Origin of the sequence: Janthinobacterium sp. FW305-128 (assembly GCF_020858135.1) — a bacterium.
GTDB lineage: Bacteria > Pseudomonadota > Gammaproteobacteria > Burkholderiales > Burkholderiaceae_D > Janthinobacterium.
On the sequence record NZ_JACYMK010000010.1, the window covers coordinates 133,681 to 152,597 of the forward strand.

Sequence of the window (18,917 nt, forward strand, 5' to 3'; positions counted from 1 at the left end):
CGCGCTTCAAGCGGCGCGGCGCGGCTGCGGGTGAAAATGCACGGGATGGACGCCGCCCGGTGCTTGACGCAGCAAGGGCTCGACGCCATCCGCACCGGGACCGAAGGTTTCCAGCGCTTCATCCATGTCGCGCACCGGCGGTTCGGCCAGCATTTCGGCCGCCACGGGACTCAGGCGTTCGAGCACGGTGAAGACGGGCGCATACGGGCTGCCGTTGGCCGTCAGCTTGCGGCCGATGTGGGCCAGCACGTGGACGGCGTCGCCCAGCAGCGGCGCCGAGACTGCCTCGTCGAGCTGCGCCAAAAACTCCAGGAACAGGGGCACGAAGTCGGGCAAGTCGTCGCCCACCATCTGCAGGCCGTGGCGCTTGTATTCCTCCATCAGGTCGACCATGGCCTGGCCCCGGTCACGCGATTCGCCGTGGATATGCTCGAACAGGTGCAGCGAGTGCGAGGGATTGCGGTCGAAGGTGGCCACGTACTGCTGCTGCAGGTCGATCAGGCTGCTGCTTTCCAGGTGCGCCAGCAAGGGCCGCAACAGCGCGTGCTGCTCCGGCACGGCCGCCAGCGCGGCCTCCAGTTGCGGCAGGTGCGCGATCAGCTCGGGCTCCGGGTACAGCAGCAGGCGCGAGAGGACTTGATAGTGATGCATAGCGTGTGTCATATCGTCTCCTTAAGCGCCAGGCGCCGTTTTGCGCGACTTCGGCATCTGCATGAAGATGGCCGAACCGTGTTTTTTCTTGCCGAACAAGGTCGGTTCGCTGCTGCCGTCCGAGCAGCCGTTGCCGAAGCTGAAGCCGCACGAACCCTTCTCGTTGAAGCTGTCCTCGGCCATTTCCTTATGGCTGCTGGGGATGACGAAGCGGTCTTCGTAATTGGCGATGGCCATGATGTGATACATGTCCTCCACCTGCGCCTGGGTCAATCCCACTTGCTTGAGCACCGTGAGGTTCTCCACCTTCTCGACCGTCTTGCTGCGCATGTAGGCACGCATGGCCAGCATGCGGTCCAGCGCCGTGACGATGGGCGGCTGGTCGCCGGCCGTCAGCAAATTGGCCAGGTACTGCACGGGAATGCGCAGGCTTTGGGTGTCGGGCAGCATGCCGTTCACGCCCAGCTTGCCCGATTCGGCGGCCGCCTGGATCGGCGACAGCGGCGGCACGTACCACACCATCGGCAAGGTGCGGTATTCGGGATGCAGCGGGAACGCCACTTTCCACTCGACGGCCATCTTGTAGACGGGCGACTTGACGGCAGCATCGAGCCAAAGGTCCGGGATGCCCTGGCGGCGCGCCTCGGCGATGATGGCCGGGTCGTGCGGATCGAGGAACAGGCCCAATTGCGCCTGGTACAGGTCCTGCTCCTGCGGCACGGAGGCGGCAGCCTCGATCTTGTCGGCGTCGTACAGCAGCACGCCCAGGTAGCGGATGCGGCCCACGCACGTTTCCGAGCACACGGTAGGCTGGCCGGCCTCGATGCGGGGGAAGCAGAACGTGCACTTCTCCGCCTTGCCGGACGACCAATTGTAGTAAATCTTCTTGTATGGGCAACCGGAGATGCACATGCGCCAGCCGCGGCACTTGTCCTGGTCGATCAGCACGATGCCGTCGTCTTCGCGCTTGTACACGGAGCCGGACGGGCAGGACGCCACGCACGTCGGGTTGAGGCAATGCTCGCACAGACGCGGCAAGTACATCATGAAGGTGTTTTCGAACGTGCCGTACATCTCCTTCTGCATATTGTCGAACAGCTTGTCCTTGCTGCGCTGGGCAAACTCGCCGCCCAGGTCATCTTCCCAGTTCGGGCCCCACTCGATTTTCTCCATCTTTTTCCCCGTCAGCACGGAGATCGGACGGGCCGTCGGCGGCGTCTGCGACAGCGGCGCGCTTTGCAGGTGCTCGTAGTCGTAGGTGAACGGCTCGTAGTACTCGTCGATGGCGGGCAGGTTCGGATTGGCGAAGATATTGGCCAGGATCTTCAGACGGCTGCCCTGGCGCGGCTCGATCTTGCCAGAGTCCGTGCGGCGCCAGCCGCCATTCCACTTGTCCTGGTTTTCCCACTGCTTCGGATAGCCGATGCCGGGTTTGGTTTCCACGTTGTTGAACCATGCGTACTCGACGCCGTCGCGGCTGGTCCACACGTTCTTGCAGGTGACGGAACAGGTGTGGCAGCCGATGCACTTGTCCAGGTTCAGCACCATGCCGATTTGCGCTCTGATTTTCATACTATGCTCCTTCTTCCTGCAACGGGCCTTCGAGCCAGTCGACCTTGTTCATCTTGCGCACCAATACGAATTCATCGCGGTTGGAGCCCACCGTGCCGTAGTAATTGAAGCCGTACGCCAGCTGGGCGTAGCCGCCGATCATGTGCGTCGGCTTGGGCACGGCGCGCGTGACCGAGTTATGGATGCCGCCCCGCTTGCCCGTCATCTCCGCGCCGGGCACGTTGATGATCTTTTCCTGGGCGTGGTACATCATCGTCATGCCGGCCGGGATGCGCTGGCTGACGATGGCGCGCGCCGTCAGGCTGCCGTTCACGTTGAAGACCTCGATCCAGTCGTTGTCGACGATGCCGGCAGCTTGCGCGTCGGTCTCCGACAGCCACACGTGCGGTCCGCCGCGCGACAGGGTCAGCATGCGCAGGTTGTCCGAATACGTGGAGTGGATGCCCCATTTCTGGTGCGGCGTCAAAAAGTTCAGCGCCAGTTCCTTGTTGCCGTTCGGCTTGGTGCCCAGCAGCGCTTCCGTCGTCTTCGTGTTGATGGCCGGCTTGTACACGCACAGCCCCTCGCCGAAGTCGCGCATCCACAGGTGATCCTGGTAGAACTGCTGGCGGCCCGTCAGGGTGCGCCATGGAATCAGTTCATGCACGTTGGTATAGCCGGCCGTGTAGCTGACTTCCTCGCTTTCCAGGCCCGACCAGGTGGGCGAGGAAATGATCTTGCGCGGCTGCGCCTGCACGTCGCGGAAGCGGATGCTGTCATGCTCGCGCGGCAGCGCCAGATGCGTGTGCTCGCGTCCCGTGATGGCGGACAGCGCGGCCCAGGCCTTGACGGCCACGTGGCCATTCGTTTCCGGCGCCAGCGACAGGATCATCTCGGCCGCATCGATGGCCGTATCGAGGCGCGGCTGGCCCTTCGACACGCCTTCATCGAGCACCGTGCGGTTGATGCCGCGCAATACCTCGACTTCATGGCCCGTTTTCCAGGAAATGCCCTTGCCGCCATTGCCGATGGTTTCCAGCAGCGGTCCGATCGAGGTGAACTTCTTGTAGACGTCGCGGTAATTGCGCTCGACCACCGTCATGTTCGGCATGGTCTTGCCGGGAATCGCATCGCATTCGCCGGCGCGCCAATCCTTGGGATCGAAGGGCTGGCCCAGTTCGCCCGGGGTATCGTGCATCAGCGGGGTGAGGATGATGTCTTGCTGGGTGCCCAGCAGCTCGCCGCCGATTTCCGAGAATTTCTCTGCCAGCCCCTTGTAGATTTCCCAGTCCGACTTCGATTGCCACAGCGGCTGCACGGCTTCGGACAGCGGATGGATGAACGGATGCATGTCCGACGTATTCAGATCGTCCTTTTCATACCAGGTGGCCGTCGGCAGCACTACATCGCCATACAGGCAGGTGGTCGACATGCGGAAGTCCAGCACCACCAGCAGATCGAGCTTGCCTTCGGCGGCCGGGCGCACTTTCACCTGTTTCGGCGTGATGCAGTCGTCTTCGTCGCTGAGCAAACCGTTCTGCGTGCCCAGCAGGTATTTCAGGAAGTACTCGTGGCCCTTGCCCGAGCTGCCCAGGATGTTCGAGCGCCAGACAAACATATTGCGCGGGAAGTTGGCCGGATTGTCCGGATCGTCGCACGAGAACTGCAGCTGGCCCGCCTTGATCTGGTCGAGCGCATACGCGGCCGGCGCCTGCCCTGCCGCCTTGGCGGCCTTGGCCACCTCCAGCGGATTGGTCTGCAGCTGCGGCGCCGATGGCAGCCAGCCCATGCGCTCGGCCTTGGCGTTGTAATCGAGCAGGGTCAGGTCGCCCGTGCCGCCGGCCGCCGATGGCGAGGCGATGTCGCCCGTTTCCAGCTTTTCGTGGCGCCACTGGCTCGTGTGGGCATAGAAGAACGATGTGCCGTTCATCTGGCGCATCGGGCGCACCCAGTCCTGGGCAAAGGCCAAAGGCGTCCAGCCCGTTTGCGGACGCAGTTTTTCCTGGCCCACGTAATGGGCCCAGCCGCCGCCGGACTGGCCGATACAGCCGCACATCATCAGCATGTTGATGATGCCGCGGTACGTCATGTCCATGTGGTACCAGTGATTCAGGCCGGCGCCCACGATGACCATGCTCTTGCCGCGCGTCTGGTCCGCGTTTTCCGCGAACTGGCGCGCCACGGTGATGACGTCGGCCCGTTTCACGCCCGTGTGCTTCTCTTGCCACGCGGGGGTGTACGGCACGTCGTCGTCATAGCTCTCGGCCACGTTCTCGCCGCCCAGGCCACGGTCAATGCCGTAGTTGGCCAGGGTCAGGTCGAATACGGTGGTGACGAGGCCCGTCGTGCCGTCGGCCAGGCGGATGGTTTTCACCGGCACCTTGCGCAGCAGCATGTCGGACGCGTCCTTGCCGCCGAAGTAGGCAAAACCCACTTCCGTGACGGCGTCGCTGTCGTTGATCATGGAGAGCATCGGCACGATGGGCGCGCCGCTGCCGCCGGCCTTCTGTTCCAGGTTCCACTTGCCCGACTCGCCCCAGCGGAAGCCGATGGAGCCGGCCGGCGCGGTGATGGCGCCCGTGGTTTCGTCGATGACGAGGGTTTTCCATTCCGGATTGTTGGTTTCGTCGAGGTTGTTGTCCAGGTGCGAGGCGCGCAGGAAGTAATCGGGCACCAGGGTGCCGTTATGCTCCTTGAGCAGCACCAGCATGGGGAAGTCCGTGTACTGGCGCGCATAGTCGCGGAAGTAGGCGCTCTGGCCTTCCGAGTGGAACTCCTTGAGGATGACGTGGCCCATGGCCAGCGCCAGCGCCGCATCGGTGCCCTGTTTCGGCGCCAGCCAGATGTCGCCGAACTTCACCATTTCACCATAGTCGGGCGAGATGGCCACGGTTTTCGTGCCCTTGTAGCGCACTTCCGTGTAGAAGTGGGCGTCGGGCGTGCGCGTCATCGGCACGTTCGAACCCCACACCATCAGATAAGTCGAGTTGTACCAGTCGGCCGATTCCGGCACGTCCGTCTGCTCGCCCCACACTTGCGGGCTGGCCGGCGGCAAGTCGCAGTACCAGTCGTAAAAGCTCAGGGCCACGCCGCCGATCAGCGACAGGTAGCGCGTGCCGGAGGCATAGCTGACCATGGACATGGCGGGAATCGGCGAGAAGCCGACGATGCGGTCCGGGCCGTATTTCTTGATCGTCAGCGCGTTCGCGGCGGCGATGATTTCATTCGATTCTTCCCACGTGGCGCGCACGAAGCCGCCCAGGCCGCGGATGGATTTGTACTGCTGCGAGCGTACGGGGTCCTGGCTGATCCAGTCCCAGGCCGTGACGGGGTCCATGGTCTTGCGCGCTTCGCGCCACATTTCCATCAGGCGGCCCCGCACCATCGGGTATTTTACGCGCTGGGCCGAATACACGTACCAGGAATAGCTGGCGCCGCGCGGGCAGCCGCGCGGTTCGTGGTTGGGCAGGTCGGGCCGCGTGCGCGGGTAATCGGTTTGCTGGGTTTCCCAGGTGATCAGGCCATTCTTGACGTACACCTTCCAGCTGCACGAGCCGGTACAGTTCACGCCATGCGTGGAGCGCACGATCTTGTCGTGCTGCCAGCGCTGGCGGTAGGCGTTTTCCCAGGTGCGGTCTTCGTCGACCACGGTGCCATGGCCGTTGGAGAACGGCTCGGCGGGCTTGCTAAAAAATTTAAGACGGTCCAGAAAGTGACTCATGCTACCTCCACATTGCGCCGCAGGAGCGGCGCCAGGTCATAAAAACGCTGCAAGCCGGATGGCCCACGCGTCGATACAAACAGTCTATCGACGCGCCCTGCGCGGCGGTATTGGCAAGAAGTCGGTTTCCGGCACCAGGAATGCATAGGCGCGTAGTCACCCGGATAGTCACTATTGCCTATGGGCGCCGCGACCGTGCTGCGGTATACCTGTCGTCATCGTTCAACACAGAGAAAGAGCACCATGTCGATTACCGATTACGCCAGCCTGCTGCACAGCGCCCGCAACCAGGAGCAGCCGCAACGCCTGCTGTTCACGTTTACCCAGGCGCAGGCCCAGCCTGGCGGCCAGGGCAAGTCCCTCACGCCCGTGATGTGCGCCGACAAGCTGCCCGATGAACTGGGCAGCTTCGAGACATTGAAGGAGGAGTCGAAACAGATGCAGACGCACTGGGACGTGGTCTTCGTGGCGGGACTGGCGGGTCGCGAGGGCCAGCCGCCCGCCGCGCAGGAATGCGAAGCGCCCCTGCGCGCCATGGTGACGGCCATCGAGCAAGGCCGCATCGACAGCCTGCTGGCGTTTGACCGCAGCGGGGATTTATTGCGTTTTAGCTGAGGGAAGTTGTCGGATTGCGGCCTGCGGCCTCGGCGGCCCCGCCTAATCCGACCTACCTAGCGTAATTGGCGGAAGAATGCCGCGACGTAGGTCGGATTAGCGTAGCGTAATCCGACACATTCTTGACGCCACGTTTCGGATTACCTGGCCGCATCCGGCCAAGGGCGCTCATGCAGATGGCGCGCCCGCTCTATCGGACAGACGAGCGGCAAAAACTGCTGCTGGCGCGCCGAATACGCCATCAAGGCCCCGCTGTCGATATCAAAATACCAGCCATGCAGTTTCAATACGCCCTGCTCCACCCGGCGCTTGAGCCACGGGTAGGTGAGCAGGTTGTCCAGCGACTGCAGGATGCTGGCCAGTTCGCACGCATGGTGCTGTTCCTCCGACGAGCGGTGCGCCAGGTCGCGCCGCACGCGCTGCGCCACCGGTTCGGCGATGCGCATCCACTGTCCCACGAAGTCCGTTTCCTGCCCTTCCGCGCGCGGCTGCGGTTCCAGCAGCGCGCGGATGCCGCCGCAGCGCGCATGGCCCAGCACGATGACCCTGGCCACTTCCAGCTTGCAGACGGCGAACTCGATGGCCGAACTGACGCCGGGCGGCGCGTCGGGCGTGCACGGCGGCACCAGGTTGGCGATATTGCGCACGACGAACATGTCGCCCGGGTCGCTGCCCGTCAGCAGCATGGGATCGACCCGCGAATCGCAACAGCCGATCAGCAAGGTCGAGGGCCGCTGCCCGTCACGCAGGCTGTCGTACAAGGTTTGCGGCTCGCTGAAATACTGCTGCTGAAACAGGCTGAAGCCGTTGACGAATTTTTCCAGTTCTTCCATGACATACTCTCATTTCCTCAACGTCTGGCAAGAACGACTTGCCAGACATTCCAACTTTAGCAAGGCATCGGCGCATTCTTGCGCGCATAGCACCACCAGGTGATGGCGATGCAGCTGACATAAAAGCCGATGAAGCACCACAGGGCCGCGTCGGGGCTGCCCGTCAGCGCAATCGAGGTGCCATAGCTTTTCGGGATGAAGAAGGCGCCGTAGGCCGCCACGGCCGACGTGAAGCCCAGCACGGCAGCGCCTTCCTTGTTGGCGTCGACGATCGCCTGCTCCTGCGCCGCCTTGCCCTTGCCGGCCGCCGCGCGCTGGTGCTCCGTCAGGAAGATCACGGGAATCATGCGGAAGGTCGACGCATTGCCGATGCCCGTGCCGGCGAACAGCAGCATGAACATCCAGAAGAAGCCGCTGAAGCTTCCACCCACGCCGGCTTGCGGCATGAAGTACAGCACGCCCAGCACGGCGCCTATCATCAAGAGGAAGGACCACAGGGTGACGCGGGCGCCGCCCAGTTTGTCGGAAATCACGCCGCCGGCGACACGTGCCAGGGCACCGACCAACGGTCCCAGGAAGGCGTAATCGAGCGGGTTCACATCGGGGAACTGGATCTTGATCAGCAGCGGGAACGCGGCCGAGTAACCGATGAAGGAGCCGAAGGTGCCCGTGTACAGCCAGCACATGAGCCAGTTGTGCTTGCGCTTGAAGATCACGGCCTGTTCGGAAAACGAGGCCTTGGCCGACGCCAGGTCATTCATGCCGAACCAGGCCAGCAAAGTGGACAGCGCGATGAACGGCACCCAGATGAAGCCCGCGTTTTGCAGCCACATCTCCTTGCTCACGCCATTCTTGACCCAGGTGAGCGAATCGCCACCCCAGGCGCCGAAGACGGCGAACGTGATCACCAGCGGCACGACGAACTGCACCACCGACACGCCCAGGTTGCCCAGGCCCGCATTCATGCCCAGCGCGAAGCCCTTGCTGGCCTTTGGATAGAAAAAGCTGATGTTGGCCATCGACGAGGCGAAATTGCCGCCGCCGAAGCCGCACAGCAGCGCCAGGATCAGCATGGTCGGATAACCGGTGTTCACGTCCTGCACGGCCAGGCCGATGCCGATGGCGGGAATCAGCAGGGAACCCGTGGAAATGGCCGTCCAGCGCCGGCCGCCGAAGATTGGCACCATGAACGAGTAAAAGATGCGCAAGGTGGCGCCGGACAGGCCCGGCAAGGCCGTCAGCCAGAACAGCTGGTTGTTACTGTAGGTGAAACCGATGTTGGGCAGGTTGACCACCACCACGCTCCACACCATCCACACGGCAAACGCCAGCAGCAGCGCGGGAATCGAGATCCACAGATTGCGCGCGGCCGTGGCCTTGCCCGTGCTTTGCCAGAAGCTCGGGGTTTCCGGCTCCCAGGTATTGATCATATAGCGGCTCATGCTTGTACTCCTGCAGGTTGAGTAGTTGGTGCCGCACGCAGCGGCTTGAACGAGAAATGCATCCAGACGAGGGAAACGCAGACGGTGCCGTACAGGAGCATGAAGGAGCTCGAACGCACGCCCGTGAAGTCCACCAGGGCGCCGAACATCACGGGCAGGATGAAGCCGCCCAAGCCGCCGGCCAGACCCACCACGCCCGAGACGGCGCCGATGTTGTCGGAAAAATCATCGCCGATGAACTTGAAGACGGACGCCTTGCCGACGGCCATGGCGATGCCGACGATGAATAGCAGCACGGTGAACCACAGCGGCGACAGGCCGATATGGAAGGCCAGCGGCCCCGTGACGGTCTCGATCACCATCTGCGTTTGCGGATACGACAGCAGGAAGAAGCACACCCAGCACACCCACATCACGGCCCAGGTGACTTTCGCCGCACCGTATTTGTCGGAGATCCAGCCGCCCAGCGCGCGCAGCACGCCGCCCGGCAGCGAGAAGCAGGCGGCCAGCAGCGCCGCGTGCTTCAGATCAAAACCGTATTCGGCCACGTAATACTTCGTCATCCACAGGGCCAGCGCCACGTAGCCGCCGAACACCACCGAGTAGTACTGGCAGTAGCGCCACACGCGCGGGTCCTTCAGCACCTTCATCTGGGCCGAAAAACTTTCGCCCGATGGCGCCAGGTGCGATTTGTCCGTGTACGAAAACAGCCAGAAGATGATGGCCGTGGCCAGCATGGCCACCGCATACACCTTGGGCAGCATCTGCCAGCCGAAGGCGGCGACGATGCCCGGCGCGACGAACTTGGTCAGCGCGGAACCGGAGTTACCGGCGCCGAAAATGCCCATCGCCAGGCCGCGGCGCTCCTTTTCGTACCAGCGCGCCACGTACGGCGTGCCGACGGAAAACGAACCGCCCGCCAGGCCCACGAACATGCCCAGCACAAGGAAATGCCAGTAGGCGGTGGCGTAGGAAATCAGGTAGATCGGCACCACGCTGGCCAGCATCAGCAGGAAGAAGACGCGGCGTCCGCCGTATTTGTCCGTCCAGATGCCCAGCGGCACGCGCACGAGGGAGCCCGTCAGCACGGGCATGGCGGCCAGCAGGCCGAATTGCGTTTCAGTCAAGCCCAGGCTGGTCTTGATGGGGATGCCCAGTACGGCAAACATCATCCAGACTGCAAAGCAGATGGTAAATGCGAAGGTACTGCTGATTAATACGGACGCCTGCTTGCGCCGCATGCCCGGTTCGACTGCCTTGTTACTGCTGTTACTGTTCTTGTTAGTGCCATCTAGGGTAGCCACGATGTTTCTCCATGAATGCACTGGCCGTCTGGCCAGCCGTCCCGACCAGCTTACGTGGCAGCGGCGAAAGGCACTATCGGCCACAGGGTGATTCCGGGAAGGCAATCTGGATAGCCGCATCGGCAAAAGTGACTAGATGACGGGGGTGCGCGCCTAGCCTGGATGGCGGGTGTTTTACAAACCGGTGCATTTTTGGCACACTCGGCGCCTGGAGAAAAGGAGCGGCATGCAGAACAGGCACGAAACAGACGACATCATCACGCGCGTGGCCCAAGCTGGCGATGTGAAAGCCATGCTGGCCTGCGACGCCTATGCCCAGACCCACCCGGAGCGTGGCCAGGCCGTGCGCGCCGCCGTCGGCAAGGGCCACTGTCAGGTGGCCATCCGGGCCGGCCAGGTGGCCGGCTATGTCCTCACGCACGGCGACTTCTTCGGCTACGGTTTTGTCTCGCTGGTGGTGGTCTCGCCCGTGCACCAGCGCTGCGGCGTGGGATTGCGCCTGCTGGCGGCCGCCGCGAACGCGTGCCAGACAGGGAAGCTATTCACCTCGACGAACCGGTCGAACGGCGCCGCGCAACGGCTGTTCGCCGGCGCGGGCTTCGTGCGCAGCGGCCAGATCGACCATCTCGATGAGGGCGATCCGGAGTTCGTGTACGTGAAATTCCTGCCTTAGGCTCGTCTCATCCCGACGGCGTATGGTGCGGAAGGCCAAAGGCGGCTATGCTGGCGCCACCATCAATCAACGCCCACCACCTCTCGCATGGATTATCTGAGCCTCAAACATTTCCACATGGGCTGCGCCGCCGCCAGCGGCTGTCTTTTCCTGTTGCGCGGCGCCTGGATGCTGCGCGCCTCGCCCGCCTTGCAGCAGCGCTGGGTGAAAATCCTGCCGCACCTGGTCGACACGGCACTGCTGGCCAGCGCCGTCGCCCTGGCCGTGTGGAGCGGCCAGTCGCCGGGCAGCCAGCCCTGGCTGGCCGCCAAGCTGTGCGCGCTGGTGGCCTACATCGTGCTGGGCACCATCGCGCTGAAACGGGGCAAGACGCCGGCCGTGCGCGGCGCCGCCTTCGCCCTCGCCGTGCTGGTCTTCGCCTACATCGTCGCCGTGGCCGTCACCAAGCAGGCCTGGCCGCTGTAGCACCAGGCAAGCGCATCAGAAGATGTAGCGCAGGGTAACGCTGGCGTTGCGCGGCGCACCCCAGTACCCCTGGTTGTACATGCCGAGCTGGCTGTAGTAATGCTTGTCGAACACGTTGTTGATGTTCGCCTGCAGGGACAGCTGGCGCGACAGCGCGTATTTCGCCATCAGGCTGGCCACGGCATAGCCGCCCTGCTCCACGCGCTCCGTGCCCTTCGGCCCCGTGGCATCGCGGTAGGCGCCGCTCTGCCAGTTCACGCCGCCGCCCACGGACAAGGCGCGCCAGCCGCCAGGCAGCTGGTACGTGGAAAACACGCGTGCCAAGGTCTGCGGCACATAGCTGTTCAGGCGCGCGCCCGTGTTGTCCTCGGCTGCGGCATGCGACACGCTGGCCGAAACGTTCCAGCCCTTGGCCAGCTCGCCCGACACGTCCAGTTCCACCCCCTTGCTGGTGGTGCCCGAGGCCGCGTAGTACGCCTGCGTCAGCGAATTGCCGACAAAATGGCCCGTGTCTTCCTGCGCCAGGCCATCCTGCGCGATGCGGAACACGGCCAGCGCCGCATTAAGTTTACCGCCGAAATACTCGCCCTTCACGCCCGCTTCCACATTCTTGCCTTGCACGGGGTCGAGATAGCGGCCAAACCGGTCCTGGTAGCCCTGCGGCTTGAAGATCTTGCTGTAGCTGGTGTACAGCGCATGCTGCGCATCGATATCCCATACCAGGCCAGCATATGGCGTGACGGCGTGCTTGGCATACGCATAGCCGCCGCCCCAGTCGTCGACGTGGTCCGCCTTGTAGCGGCTGTAGCGCGCGCCGACGATCAGCTTCAGGGGATCGGCCAGCGAAAAACGCGCCGTGCCATAGATGCCGCGCTGCTGCACCGTGTCGAGCAGCTTCCAGCGCGAGAAATTCGGGTCGTTCCAGTCCGGCTCCGGCGTCACGCCCTGCCACTGATGAAAATTGCCGTAGTCGACGCTGCCGCCGGCAATGCCGGGGTTGCTGGCGAACTGGTTGCTGCCCGAGACGCCGAACGCCAGGTCGTGCGTGCGGCCCAGCAGCTGCAGCGGCCCCTGCACATAGGCGTCGACGCTGTCCTGGCGCCGCGTGCCGGAGTAAAAGCCGGCGTAGCCCGCCACGCCCTGGCCCGTGGCCTTGTCCGGCCAGGTATTGGCGAAAAGTTCGGCCGCCGAGTAATTGCCCCAGCCATGATTCAGCATGGCCGTCAGGTTCCAGCCCTTGCCCAGTTCCTGCTCCAGGCGCAGGAAGGCAGTCTGGCTGGTGCTGAACCAGCGGCTCCAGGTGGTGGCCGTGGTGGTGGAGCGGGAAAACGTGGCCCGTTCGCCATCCGCGTACCACAGCGGCAGGCCGCCGTACATGCCGCCACGCGGGCGGTTGTCCTGGTATTCATAGCCGGCGATCAGCACGCTGCCGGGCGCCAGATCCGCCTCCACGGTGGCGTAAGCCATGGCCTTCTTGCCATGATAGAGATTCACATACGATTCGCTGTCCTGGTAGCTGGCCACGACTCTTCCGCGCACCTTGCCATCGGCACTCAGGGGTGTGGACAGGTCCGCGCTGGCGCGCGCATTCTGCCAGGAACCCAGGCTCAGGGCCGCATTCCCGGCCAGCTGCGCCGACGATGCGCGCTTACGCACCAGGTTGATGGTGGCCGACGGTTCGCCCGCGCCCGTCAGCAGGCCCGTGGCGCCGCGCACGATCTCGACCCGGTCGTAGGCCGTCATGTCCAGCGTGCTGTCGCCCACATTGAACGCATTGTCGACCGTGGTGGGAATGCCGTCGTACTGGTAGCTGGCGATGGAAAAGCCGCGCGCGAAGAACGAGGTGCGGTCGCTGTCGTAGCGGTTGATGGCGATGCCGGCCGCGTTTTGCAGCACCTCTTCCACCGTTTGCAGGTTCTGGTCATCCATCTGCTGGCGCGTGACCACGCTGACGGCTTGCGGCGTCTCGCGCACGGACAGGCCCAGGCGCGTGGCCGAGCGCATGGTCCGCGTCGTATAGGAACCGCTGCCTTCCGTCGCGCCGTTCACATCGGCGCGGGCGCTTACCTTCATCTCGGGCATGGTCTGGCCGCCATCGGCCGCTGCCACGTCGAGCACATAACCGCCATTGGCCTGCGGCACGGCGCGCAAGCCCGAGCCGGCGACGATGGCGCCCAGCGCTTCAGGCACGCTGTAGCTACCGGTCAGGCCGGCGCTGCGCTTGCCCGCCAAGGCGGTGGCCTGGTAGGAAATCATGGTACCCGTCTCCTGGCCGAAACGCACCAGCACCTGTTCCAGGGAGCCGGCCGGTATCGCCAGCGCGATGCGCGCCGCATTCGCGGCCTGGGCCGCAGGAGCGAAGATGGTGGCGCCGCTGGCGGCGAGCAGCCACAGAGCTTGGCTGACGGCCAGCGCCGCCACGCTGCGGCGGCAGGTACGGGAGGCGGAAGAAACGTGAATAAGTGTTGTGCTGGGCATGCGGACTGTTTTCCTGAAAGTGAATGAAGGGTTCACTTGCTATGTCACGCGAAAATCGCAAACCCCTCACTTTTCAGAAAATATTCATGCAGGCTGCCGATGCGGTACCACGCTCACCCAGAAGCGCGTGGTCTGGCGCACGTCGACGGGCAAGGTGCGCGTCAGCATGTCGAGCACCTGCCCCGTATCGGCCAGCGGGTAGATGCCGGACACGCGCAAGTGGGCGATGGCCGGATCGCAGGCCAGGCGCCCCGGGCGGTAGCGGGCCAGTTCGCCGATAAATTCCGCCAGCGGCATGTCGTGCGCCACCAGCATGCCGGCCGTCCACGCATCCGCGCCGGCAGCCAAGGTCCGAACGGCGCCGATCTGCGCCGCCGTAAAGCTGGTTTGCTGGCCCGCCTGCAGCCTGCGCGCCGCATCGGACGCCTGTTCCAGTTGAATGTCGACGGCACCGGCGAACACGCCCAGCTGCGTGCGCTCTCCTTCCACGCGCACGGCAAAGCGCGTGCCCACCGGTTGCAAGCGGCCTTGTGCCGTTTGCACGACAAATGGCCGGCCGGCCTGATCGCGCGCCGTGCTGACCATGATCTCGCCTTTGACTACCGTCACCAGGCGCTGGCCCGCGTCATAGCGCACGTCGATGCTGGATGCCGTATTGAGCGCGATGCGCGTGCCGTCGTCCAGCACGACGTGGCGTAATTCTCCCGTGCCCGTTCGGTAGTCGGCAAGCCAGAAGCGCGCCTGCTCATCGCCGCCCGCCAGCCAGGCGCCGCCGCCCACGGCCAGCAACGCCAGCAGCTTGAGCGACTGCCGGCGCGCCGCATTCGCCTGCGCATGGACCGGCTTGCGCGCCAGCGTGCCGTGCGCCAGCGGCGCTGGCAAGGCACGCATGCGCGCCATGCAGCCCTCCACATGCTGCCAGGCTTGCTCATGTTCGGGGTCGCTGTCGCGCCAGGCGCGCCAGGCCTGCTCCACTTCCGGCGTGGCGTCGCCGGCCTGCAGGCGCACCAGCCATTCCACCGCTTGCAGGCTGGCCGCTTCCGGCGTGAAGGCGCCCATCACGATGCCGGATGGGCAAAGAAACACTGATGCATGGCTTTGACCAGGTAGCGCTGCACGGTCGCCAGCGAGACATTCAATTCCAGCGCGATGGCCGCCTGCGGCATGCCATCGAGCTGCGACAGCAGGAACGCGCGGCGCACAGCAGGCGCCAGGCCATCGAGGCGGCGGTCGATGTCGAACAGGGCTTCGAGCAGGATCGCCTGCGCCTCGGGATCGGGCGCGTGCTGCGCCGGCAGGCTGGCCAGCGTTTCCAGGTAAGCCGCCTCCAGGTCGCGCCGGCGGTACAGATTGCCCAGCACGCCCTTGGCCACCGTCGTCAAAAAGGCGCGAGGCTCGCGCGCGGCGATGGCTTCGTCGCGATTGAGCAGGCGCATGAAGGTGTCGTGCGCCACGTCGGCCGCGTCAAAGGCGTTGCCCAGCTTGTGCCGCAGCCAGCCTTGCAGCCACCGGTGGTGTTCGTGATACAGGCTGCCCACCTCCTGGTGAGCGCCGGGTTGGGCAGCCGACACGTCGCATACTCCCTGATTCACAAATAATAATGATTCGCATTCTATATCCATGCGCTGCTGCGGCGCAAGCGCCCTGCCAGCGCTTGTTTGACGCGCTTCTTTCCAAAATTTCCTTGCTGATCGTATCCGGTGGCGTAGCCTGCATTGCAAATTCAGCAGAACGCTCCCGGCTACGCGGCAATGATAGTATCGGCAACATCATCGACAAGCCGGCCACCCTGGCCATGCATCCCCCATTGAAAGGCGAACATGCTGCTATCCGAATTGCTGACCAAACTGACCTGCGGTGACCTCGAAGGCGAGGAGCTCGACGAGGCCGTCGCCGCCATCACCGCTGCGCCCTCCGCGCCACGCGACGAGTGGATCGACAGCGATGCCCAGGCCTATGCGCTGGAGATCCTCTCGCAGCTGGGCGGCTATATGGCGTCTAGCGACAAGCTCGATGAGCTGCACGAACAGATACAGGACATGTTCGACGAATTCCCCGACTTCCCGTACGAACTGCTCAAGGCAGGCCGCGGCAGCGCGCTGCCGTACTTCGAGTGGCTCGATACGGAACTGGCGCAGCGCGCCGTGGACGAAGGCGGCTATGAGCTGATCCAGATCGACGGCAACGGCTCCGACGAAATGGATGCGCTGCTCGTGTACCGGCGCGATACAAACGACATCATCCAGGCGGCGGCCTTGATGGGCGTGACGATAGGCCGGCCGCTTACCTACTATCGCGGCATCGAAGCGATGGCGGGCAAGCGGCCGGGCTAAGCACCCACGCCTATTGCATCGGCAAGGCGCTCACATCGACGGCGGGCGCCTGGCCTGTCGCGGGGCGCGTGAAGTTCTGGCTGCTTTTCACGACATCGGCAAAGAAGCCGCCGTTATGCAGATAGAACCTGCCGTTCTCCACGCCGCCCGCGTAATCCATGCGCTGTGCATTGGTGGCCGTGGCGTCGCCCGTGAAGCGCCCCGCCGTCACTTCCGACCAGGTGCCGGCAACGTTCCTCGCCCACTGGTTGCCGAACTGGACGCGGCGCTCCGTGTAGCCCAGGGTATCGATGAAATTTTCGAGGAAGGAATGCACGCCCGTCAAATACGTGGAAATCGCCGGCCGCTTCCAGGTGGCGATGTAGCGCCACTTGCCCGTTTCCGGCGCGAAGAACCAGGCCGAGTAATCGCTGCCGCCATTGCCATCGGGCCGCGCGCGCGTGATGAAACGGTACGTCGTGCCGGCCGCCCAGTTATACGACAGATAGGTCTGGCCGCCCGTGCCCTCGCCGCCGAACGCATTGTCGACCACGCCGGCGCCCTTGCTGACCAGGGTGGTTTTCGCGCCATTGTCGGCATCCCACACGGAGAACAAGATCCAGCGCTCGCTCGGCGATTTCACCTGGATGCCCATGTAGCCCTGACTGAAGCCGTTGGCCATGAAGTAGGAGCCGATGGCGTCCTGGCCCTGGGGAATCGTCATCTCGTTATAGAAATACTCGGTATTGGCGGGCACCGTGTAGCCCATGTGCACGGACGGGCCGCGCCGCGACCAGTAGTAATTGGCGGGGTCGTTGGCGTAGGTCAGCGCCGCGTTCGACGTCACCTTCAACGCCGCAACGTCGCCGAACGTTTCCTTGACCCGGGACAGTCCCTGCAAGTCGACCTTCACATAGCCGGCCTCCGCCACGTTCACCGTGCCCACGGCATAGGTCTTGCGTTCCTTGCCGGCCAGCTTGACGTCGAACGGCGTGCCGTTGACCTTCACGCGGATGGTGCTGTTGCCGCCATCGGCCAGGCTGGCGTCGAGCGCCACCTGCACGGGTCCCGCCTCGGCCACGCGGAAGTAGGTGCTGGCGACGGCAGCGGGATTGCTCCAGCCGGCCAGGCCGCGCTCGCTGATGACGGCGCCCTCATTCCCGCTGGTGATGAAGGCGTTGCCGGCCAGTTCCACGGTGGCGGACGTGGCGGGCGCGGCCACGGTGGCGGCCAGCAAGGCCGTATTGCCGTTGCCCGTGGCGGTGGCGCCGCCGCAGGCCGCCAGCAGCAAGGGCATGACGGGAAGGATGGCATGGAATAATGCACTTCTGTGTTTCATCGACGTCTCCTGGTGGTGAAGCTTTGCGACGGGCGAACACGGGCCTGCGCACCTGCGCCGCGGTTGAAAAACGCATGGGGATAGAAAAAACCCGCTACGGCAACTGGTGCGGTAGCGGGTCGTTCAGGCTTAGTATTTGCCGTCGAGGGCGAAGATCGGCTTGCGCGATTTCCACTGCCCGCCCGTGAAGTCCGGGAAGTCCAGGGTCTGGAAGTTGGCGGCGATCGATTGCTCGGACAGCGGCGTGATGGCGCTCCAGGTGACGGCATCGTAGATATCGATCGGCATCGGCGCGTTGGCCTTCAATGCTTCGACAAAGGCGTGGATGACGAAGAAGTCCATGCCGCCGTGGCCCGCGCCCTCGGCTTGCGCCGCGTACTTGCGCCAGACGGGGTGCTCATACTTGTCCTGGTAAGCCTTGAAGTCATCCCACTGGTGCGGCTTGCTGACGCCCTCGATATGGATGGAATTGTTCAGGTCCATCCACAGGCCGTCCGTGCCTTGCACGCGGAAACCCAGCGAATACGGGCGCGGCAGACTCGTATCGTGCTGCAGGATGATGGTTTCGCCGTTTTCGCACGCCAGGGTGGTGGTGACCACGTCGCCCAACTTGAATTTCACCTTGGCGTTCGCATGCTGCGCGCCGCCCGGCTGCTTGACGATGTAGTCATGCAAGCCGCGCGCCTTGGTGGCGAAGGCGTTGATGCGCGTAAAACGGTTGCCGCGGTTGATGTTGGTGTACATGGCGCACGGGCCGATGCCGTGGCTCGGATACAGTTCGCCGTTGCGCTCGACCGAGTGCTGCGTGCGCCAATGGGCTTCGGACCAGCCCTTTTCGCCGAATTCGACGCCGCCGCCGTACGGCTTGGCCGGATTGCCGCTGTTGAATTTCACGGCGCGCAAATCATGCTGGTAGCCGCCCTGCAGGTGCAGCAGTTCGCCGAACAGGCCCGCGCGTACCATTTGCAGCGCCGCCATCACGTCGCGGCGGTAGCACACGTTTTCCAGCAACATGTAGGGCGTGCCCGTTTTCAGCTGGGTGTGCAGGACATCCCAGTGGTCTTGCAGGGTGATGCCGGCCACCACTTCACAGCCGACGGCGATCTTCGCCTGCATGGCGGCGATGGCCATCGGCGCGTGGAATTCCCACGGCGTGGCGATGATCACGCCATCGAGGCCGCCCGCGTCCAGCATGCGCTTGTAGGCTTTCTGGTCGCGGTCTTCGCCATATGTGCGCGGACGGGGCTTGCCGGCTTTTTCCACCTGGCCCAGCGCATGTTTCAGCATGATCGGTTCGATATCGCACAGGGCAACGACTTCCACGTCGTCGCGGCGCACCAGTTCGGCCAGCAGCACCTGGCCGCGCATGCCCGTGCCGATCAGGCCCAGGCGGACCTTGTCGCGGCCGGCGGCGGGTGCGGCGTTGGCCTCGCCAGGCAGCAAGGCGCTGCCGGCCATGGCACCACCGGCCAGCGCGGCGCTGGCGGACAGGAAATTGCGTCGATTGAATTGTGTCGTCATTGGTCTCTTCTC

15 protein-coding genes are annotated in these 18,917 nt (G+C 64.2%); 4 read left to right on the forward strand and 11 right to left on the reverse strand.

The genetic code is table 11. The annotated features are described in order from the left end of the window. Positions 1-6: 6 nt before the first annotated feature. The 3 genes from narJ to IGS60_RS20775 are packed head-to-tail and all read right to left on the reverse strand — an operon-like array spanning position 7 to position 5,923. Positions 7-663: a nitrate reductase molybdenum cofactor assembly chaperone gene (narJ, locus tag IGS60_RS20765; protein WP_230506044.1), complete on the reverse strand. Its 657-nt coding sequence runs from the start codon at positions 661-663 to the stop codon at positions 7-9. Positions 664-672: 9 nt separating this feature from the next. Then, complete coding sequence (gene narH / locus IGS60_RS20770) at positions 673-2,223, reverse strand: nitrate reductase subunit beta (RefSeq protein ID WP_121669280.1); 1,551 nt, start codon at positions 2,221-2,223, stop codon at positions 673-675. A gap of 1 nt (position 2,224) precedes the next feature. Continuing rightward, positions 2,225-5,923 (reverse strand): nitrate reductase subunit alpha, encoded by a 3,699-nt coding sequence (locus IGS60_RS20775; RefSeq protein WP_070313633.1) that lies wholly within the window; start codon positions 5,921-5,923, stop codon positions 2,225-2,227. A gap of 243 nt (positions 5,924-6,166) precedes the next feature. Between IGS60_RS20775 and IGS60_RS20780 the strand changes: the two genes are divergently transcribed. Then, positions 6,167-6,538, forward strand: a complete 372-nt coding sequence (locus IGS60_RS20780; protein ID WP_070223625.1) for a ribonucleotide reductase subunit alpha — start codon at positions 6,167-6,169, stop codon at positions 6,536-6,538. A 140-nt stretch (positions 6,539-6,678) separates the two neighbouring features. Here IGS60_RS20780 and IGS60_RS20785 read toward each other — a convergent pair whose 3' ends face one another. From IGS60_RS20785 to IGS60_RS20795, 3 genes are read right to left on the reverse strand one after another with little or no spacing between them, the layout of a single operon-like run. Continuing rightward, positions 6,679-7,371: a carbonic anhydrase gene (locus IGS60_RS20785; RefSeq protein ID WP_230506045.1), complete on the reverse strand. Its 693-nt coding sequence runs from the start codon at positions 7,369-7,371 to the stop codon at positions 6,679-6,681. A gap of 56 nt (positions 7,372-7,427) precedes the next feature. Beyond that, positions 7,428-8,813 carry a NarK family nitrate/nitrite MFS transporter gene (locus IGS60_RS20790; RefSeq protein WP_230506046.1) on the reverse strand — a complete coding sequence of 462 codons (1,386 nt, stop codon included), beginning with the start codon at positions 8,811-8,813 and terminating at the stop codon, positions 7,428-7,430. Beyond that, positions 8,810-10,054, reverse strand: coding sequence for a nitrate/nitrite transporter (locus tag IGS60_RS20795; RefSeq protein ID WP_099410818.1), 1,245 nt, complete (start codon positions 10,052-10,054; stop codon positions 8,810-8,812). The genes IGS60_RS20790 and IGS60_RS20795 overlap by 4 nt, the downstream gene beginning before the upstream one ends. Before the next feature lie 289 nt (positions 10,055-10,343). Between IGS60_RS20795 and IGS60_RS20800 the strand changes: the two genes are divergently transcribed. Together IGS60_RS20800 and IGS60_RS20805 are read left to right on the forward strand one after the other, a co-directional pair. Continuing rightward, a complete protein-coding gene (locus IGS60_RS20800; protein ID WP_230506047.1) occupies positions 10,344-10,790 on the forward strand; it encodes a GNAT family N-acetyltransferase in 447 nt (148 codons plus the stop codon). An 87-nt stretch (positions 10,791-10,877) separates the two neighbouring features. After that, entirely contained in the window at positions 10,878-11,255 is a 378-nt protein-coding gene (locus IGS60_RS20805) for a SirB2 family protein (RefSeq protein WP_230506048.1), read from the forward strand. Positions 11,256-11,270: 15 nt separating this feature from the next. Here the strand turns inward: IGS60_RS20805 and IGS60_RS20810 are convergent, their stop codons facing one another. The 3 genes from IGS60_RS20810 to IGS60_RS20820 form a co-directional block, all read right to left on the reverse strand. Then, positions 11,271-13,733 carry a TonB-dependent receptor gene (locus IGS60_RS20810; RefSeq protein WP_230506049.1) on the reverse strand — a complete coding sequence of 821 codons (2,463 nt, stop codon included), beginning with the start codon at positions 13,731-13,733 and terminating at the stop codon, positions 11,271-11,273. A gap of 84 nt (positions 13,734-13,817) precedes the next feature. Continuing rightward, positions 13,818-14,819 carry a FecR domain-containing protein gene (locus IGS60_RS20815; RefSeq protein WP_230506050.1) on the reverse strand — a complete coding sequence of 334 codons (1,002 nt, stop codon included), beginning with the start codon at positions 14,817-14,819 and terminating at the stop codon, positions 13,818-13,820. Next, complete coding sequence (locus tag IGS60_RS20820) at positions 14,792-15,304, reverse strand: sigma-70 family RNA polymerase sigma factor (protein WP_070223639.1); 513 nt, start codon at positions 15,302-15,304, stop codon at positions 14,792-14,794. Before IGS60_RS20820 ends, IGS60_RS20815 begins: the two co-directional genes overlap by 28 nt. 249 nt (positions 15,305-15,553) lie before the next feature. Between IGS60_RS20820 and IGS60_RS20825 the strand changes: the two genes are divergently transcribed. Then, positions 15,554-16,066 carry a hypothetical protein gene (locus IGS60_RS20825; RefSeq protein ID WP_070223641.1) on the forward strand — a complete coding sequence of 171 codons (513 nt, stop codon included), beginning with the start codon at positions 15,554-15,556 and terminating at the stop codon, positions 16,064-16,066. A 10-nt stretch (positions 16,067-16,076) separates the two neighbouring features. Here IGS60_RS20825 and IGS60_RS20830 read toward each other — a convergent pair whose 3' ends face one another. After that, positions 16,077-17,384 (reverse strand): DUF5077 domain-containing protein, encoded by a 1,308-nt coding sequence (locus IGS60_RS20830; RefSeq protein ID WP_230506051.1) that lies wholly within the window; start codon positions 17,382-17,384, stop codon positions 16,077-16,079. 129 nt (positions 17,385-17,513) lie between these two features. Then, on the reverse strand, positions 17,514-18,905 hold the full coding sequence (locus tag IGS60_RS20835) for a Gfo/Idh/MocA family protein (protein ID WP_230506052.1): 1,392 nt from the start codon (positions 18,903-18,905) through the stop codon (positions 17,514-17,516). Positions 18,906-18,917 lie beyond the last annotated feature (12 nt).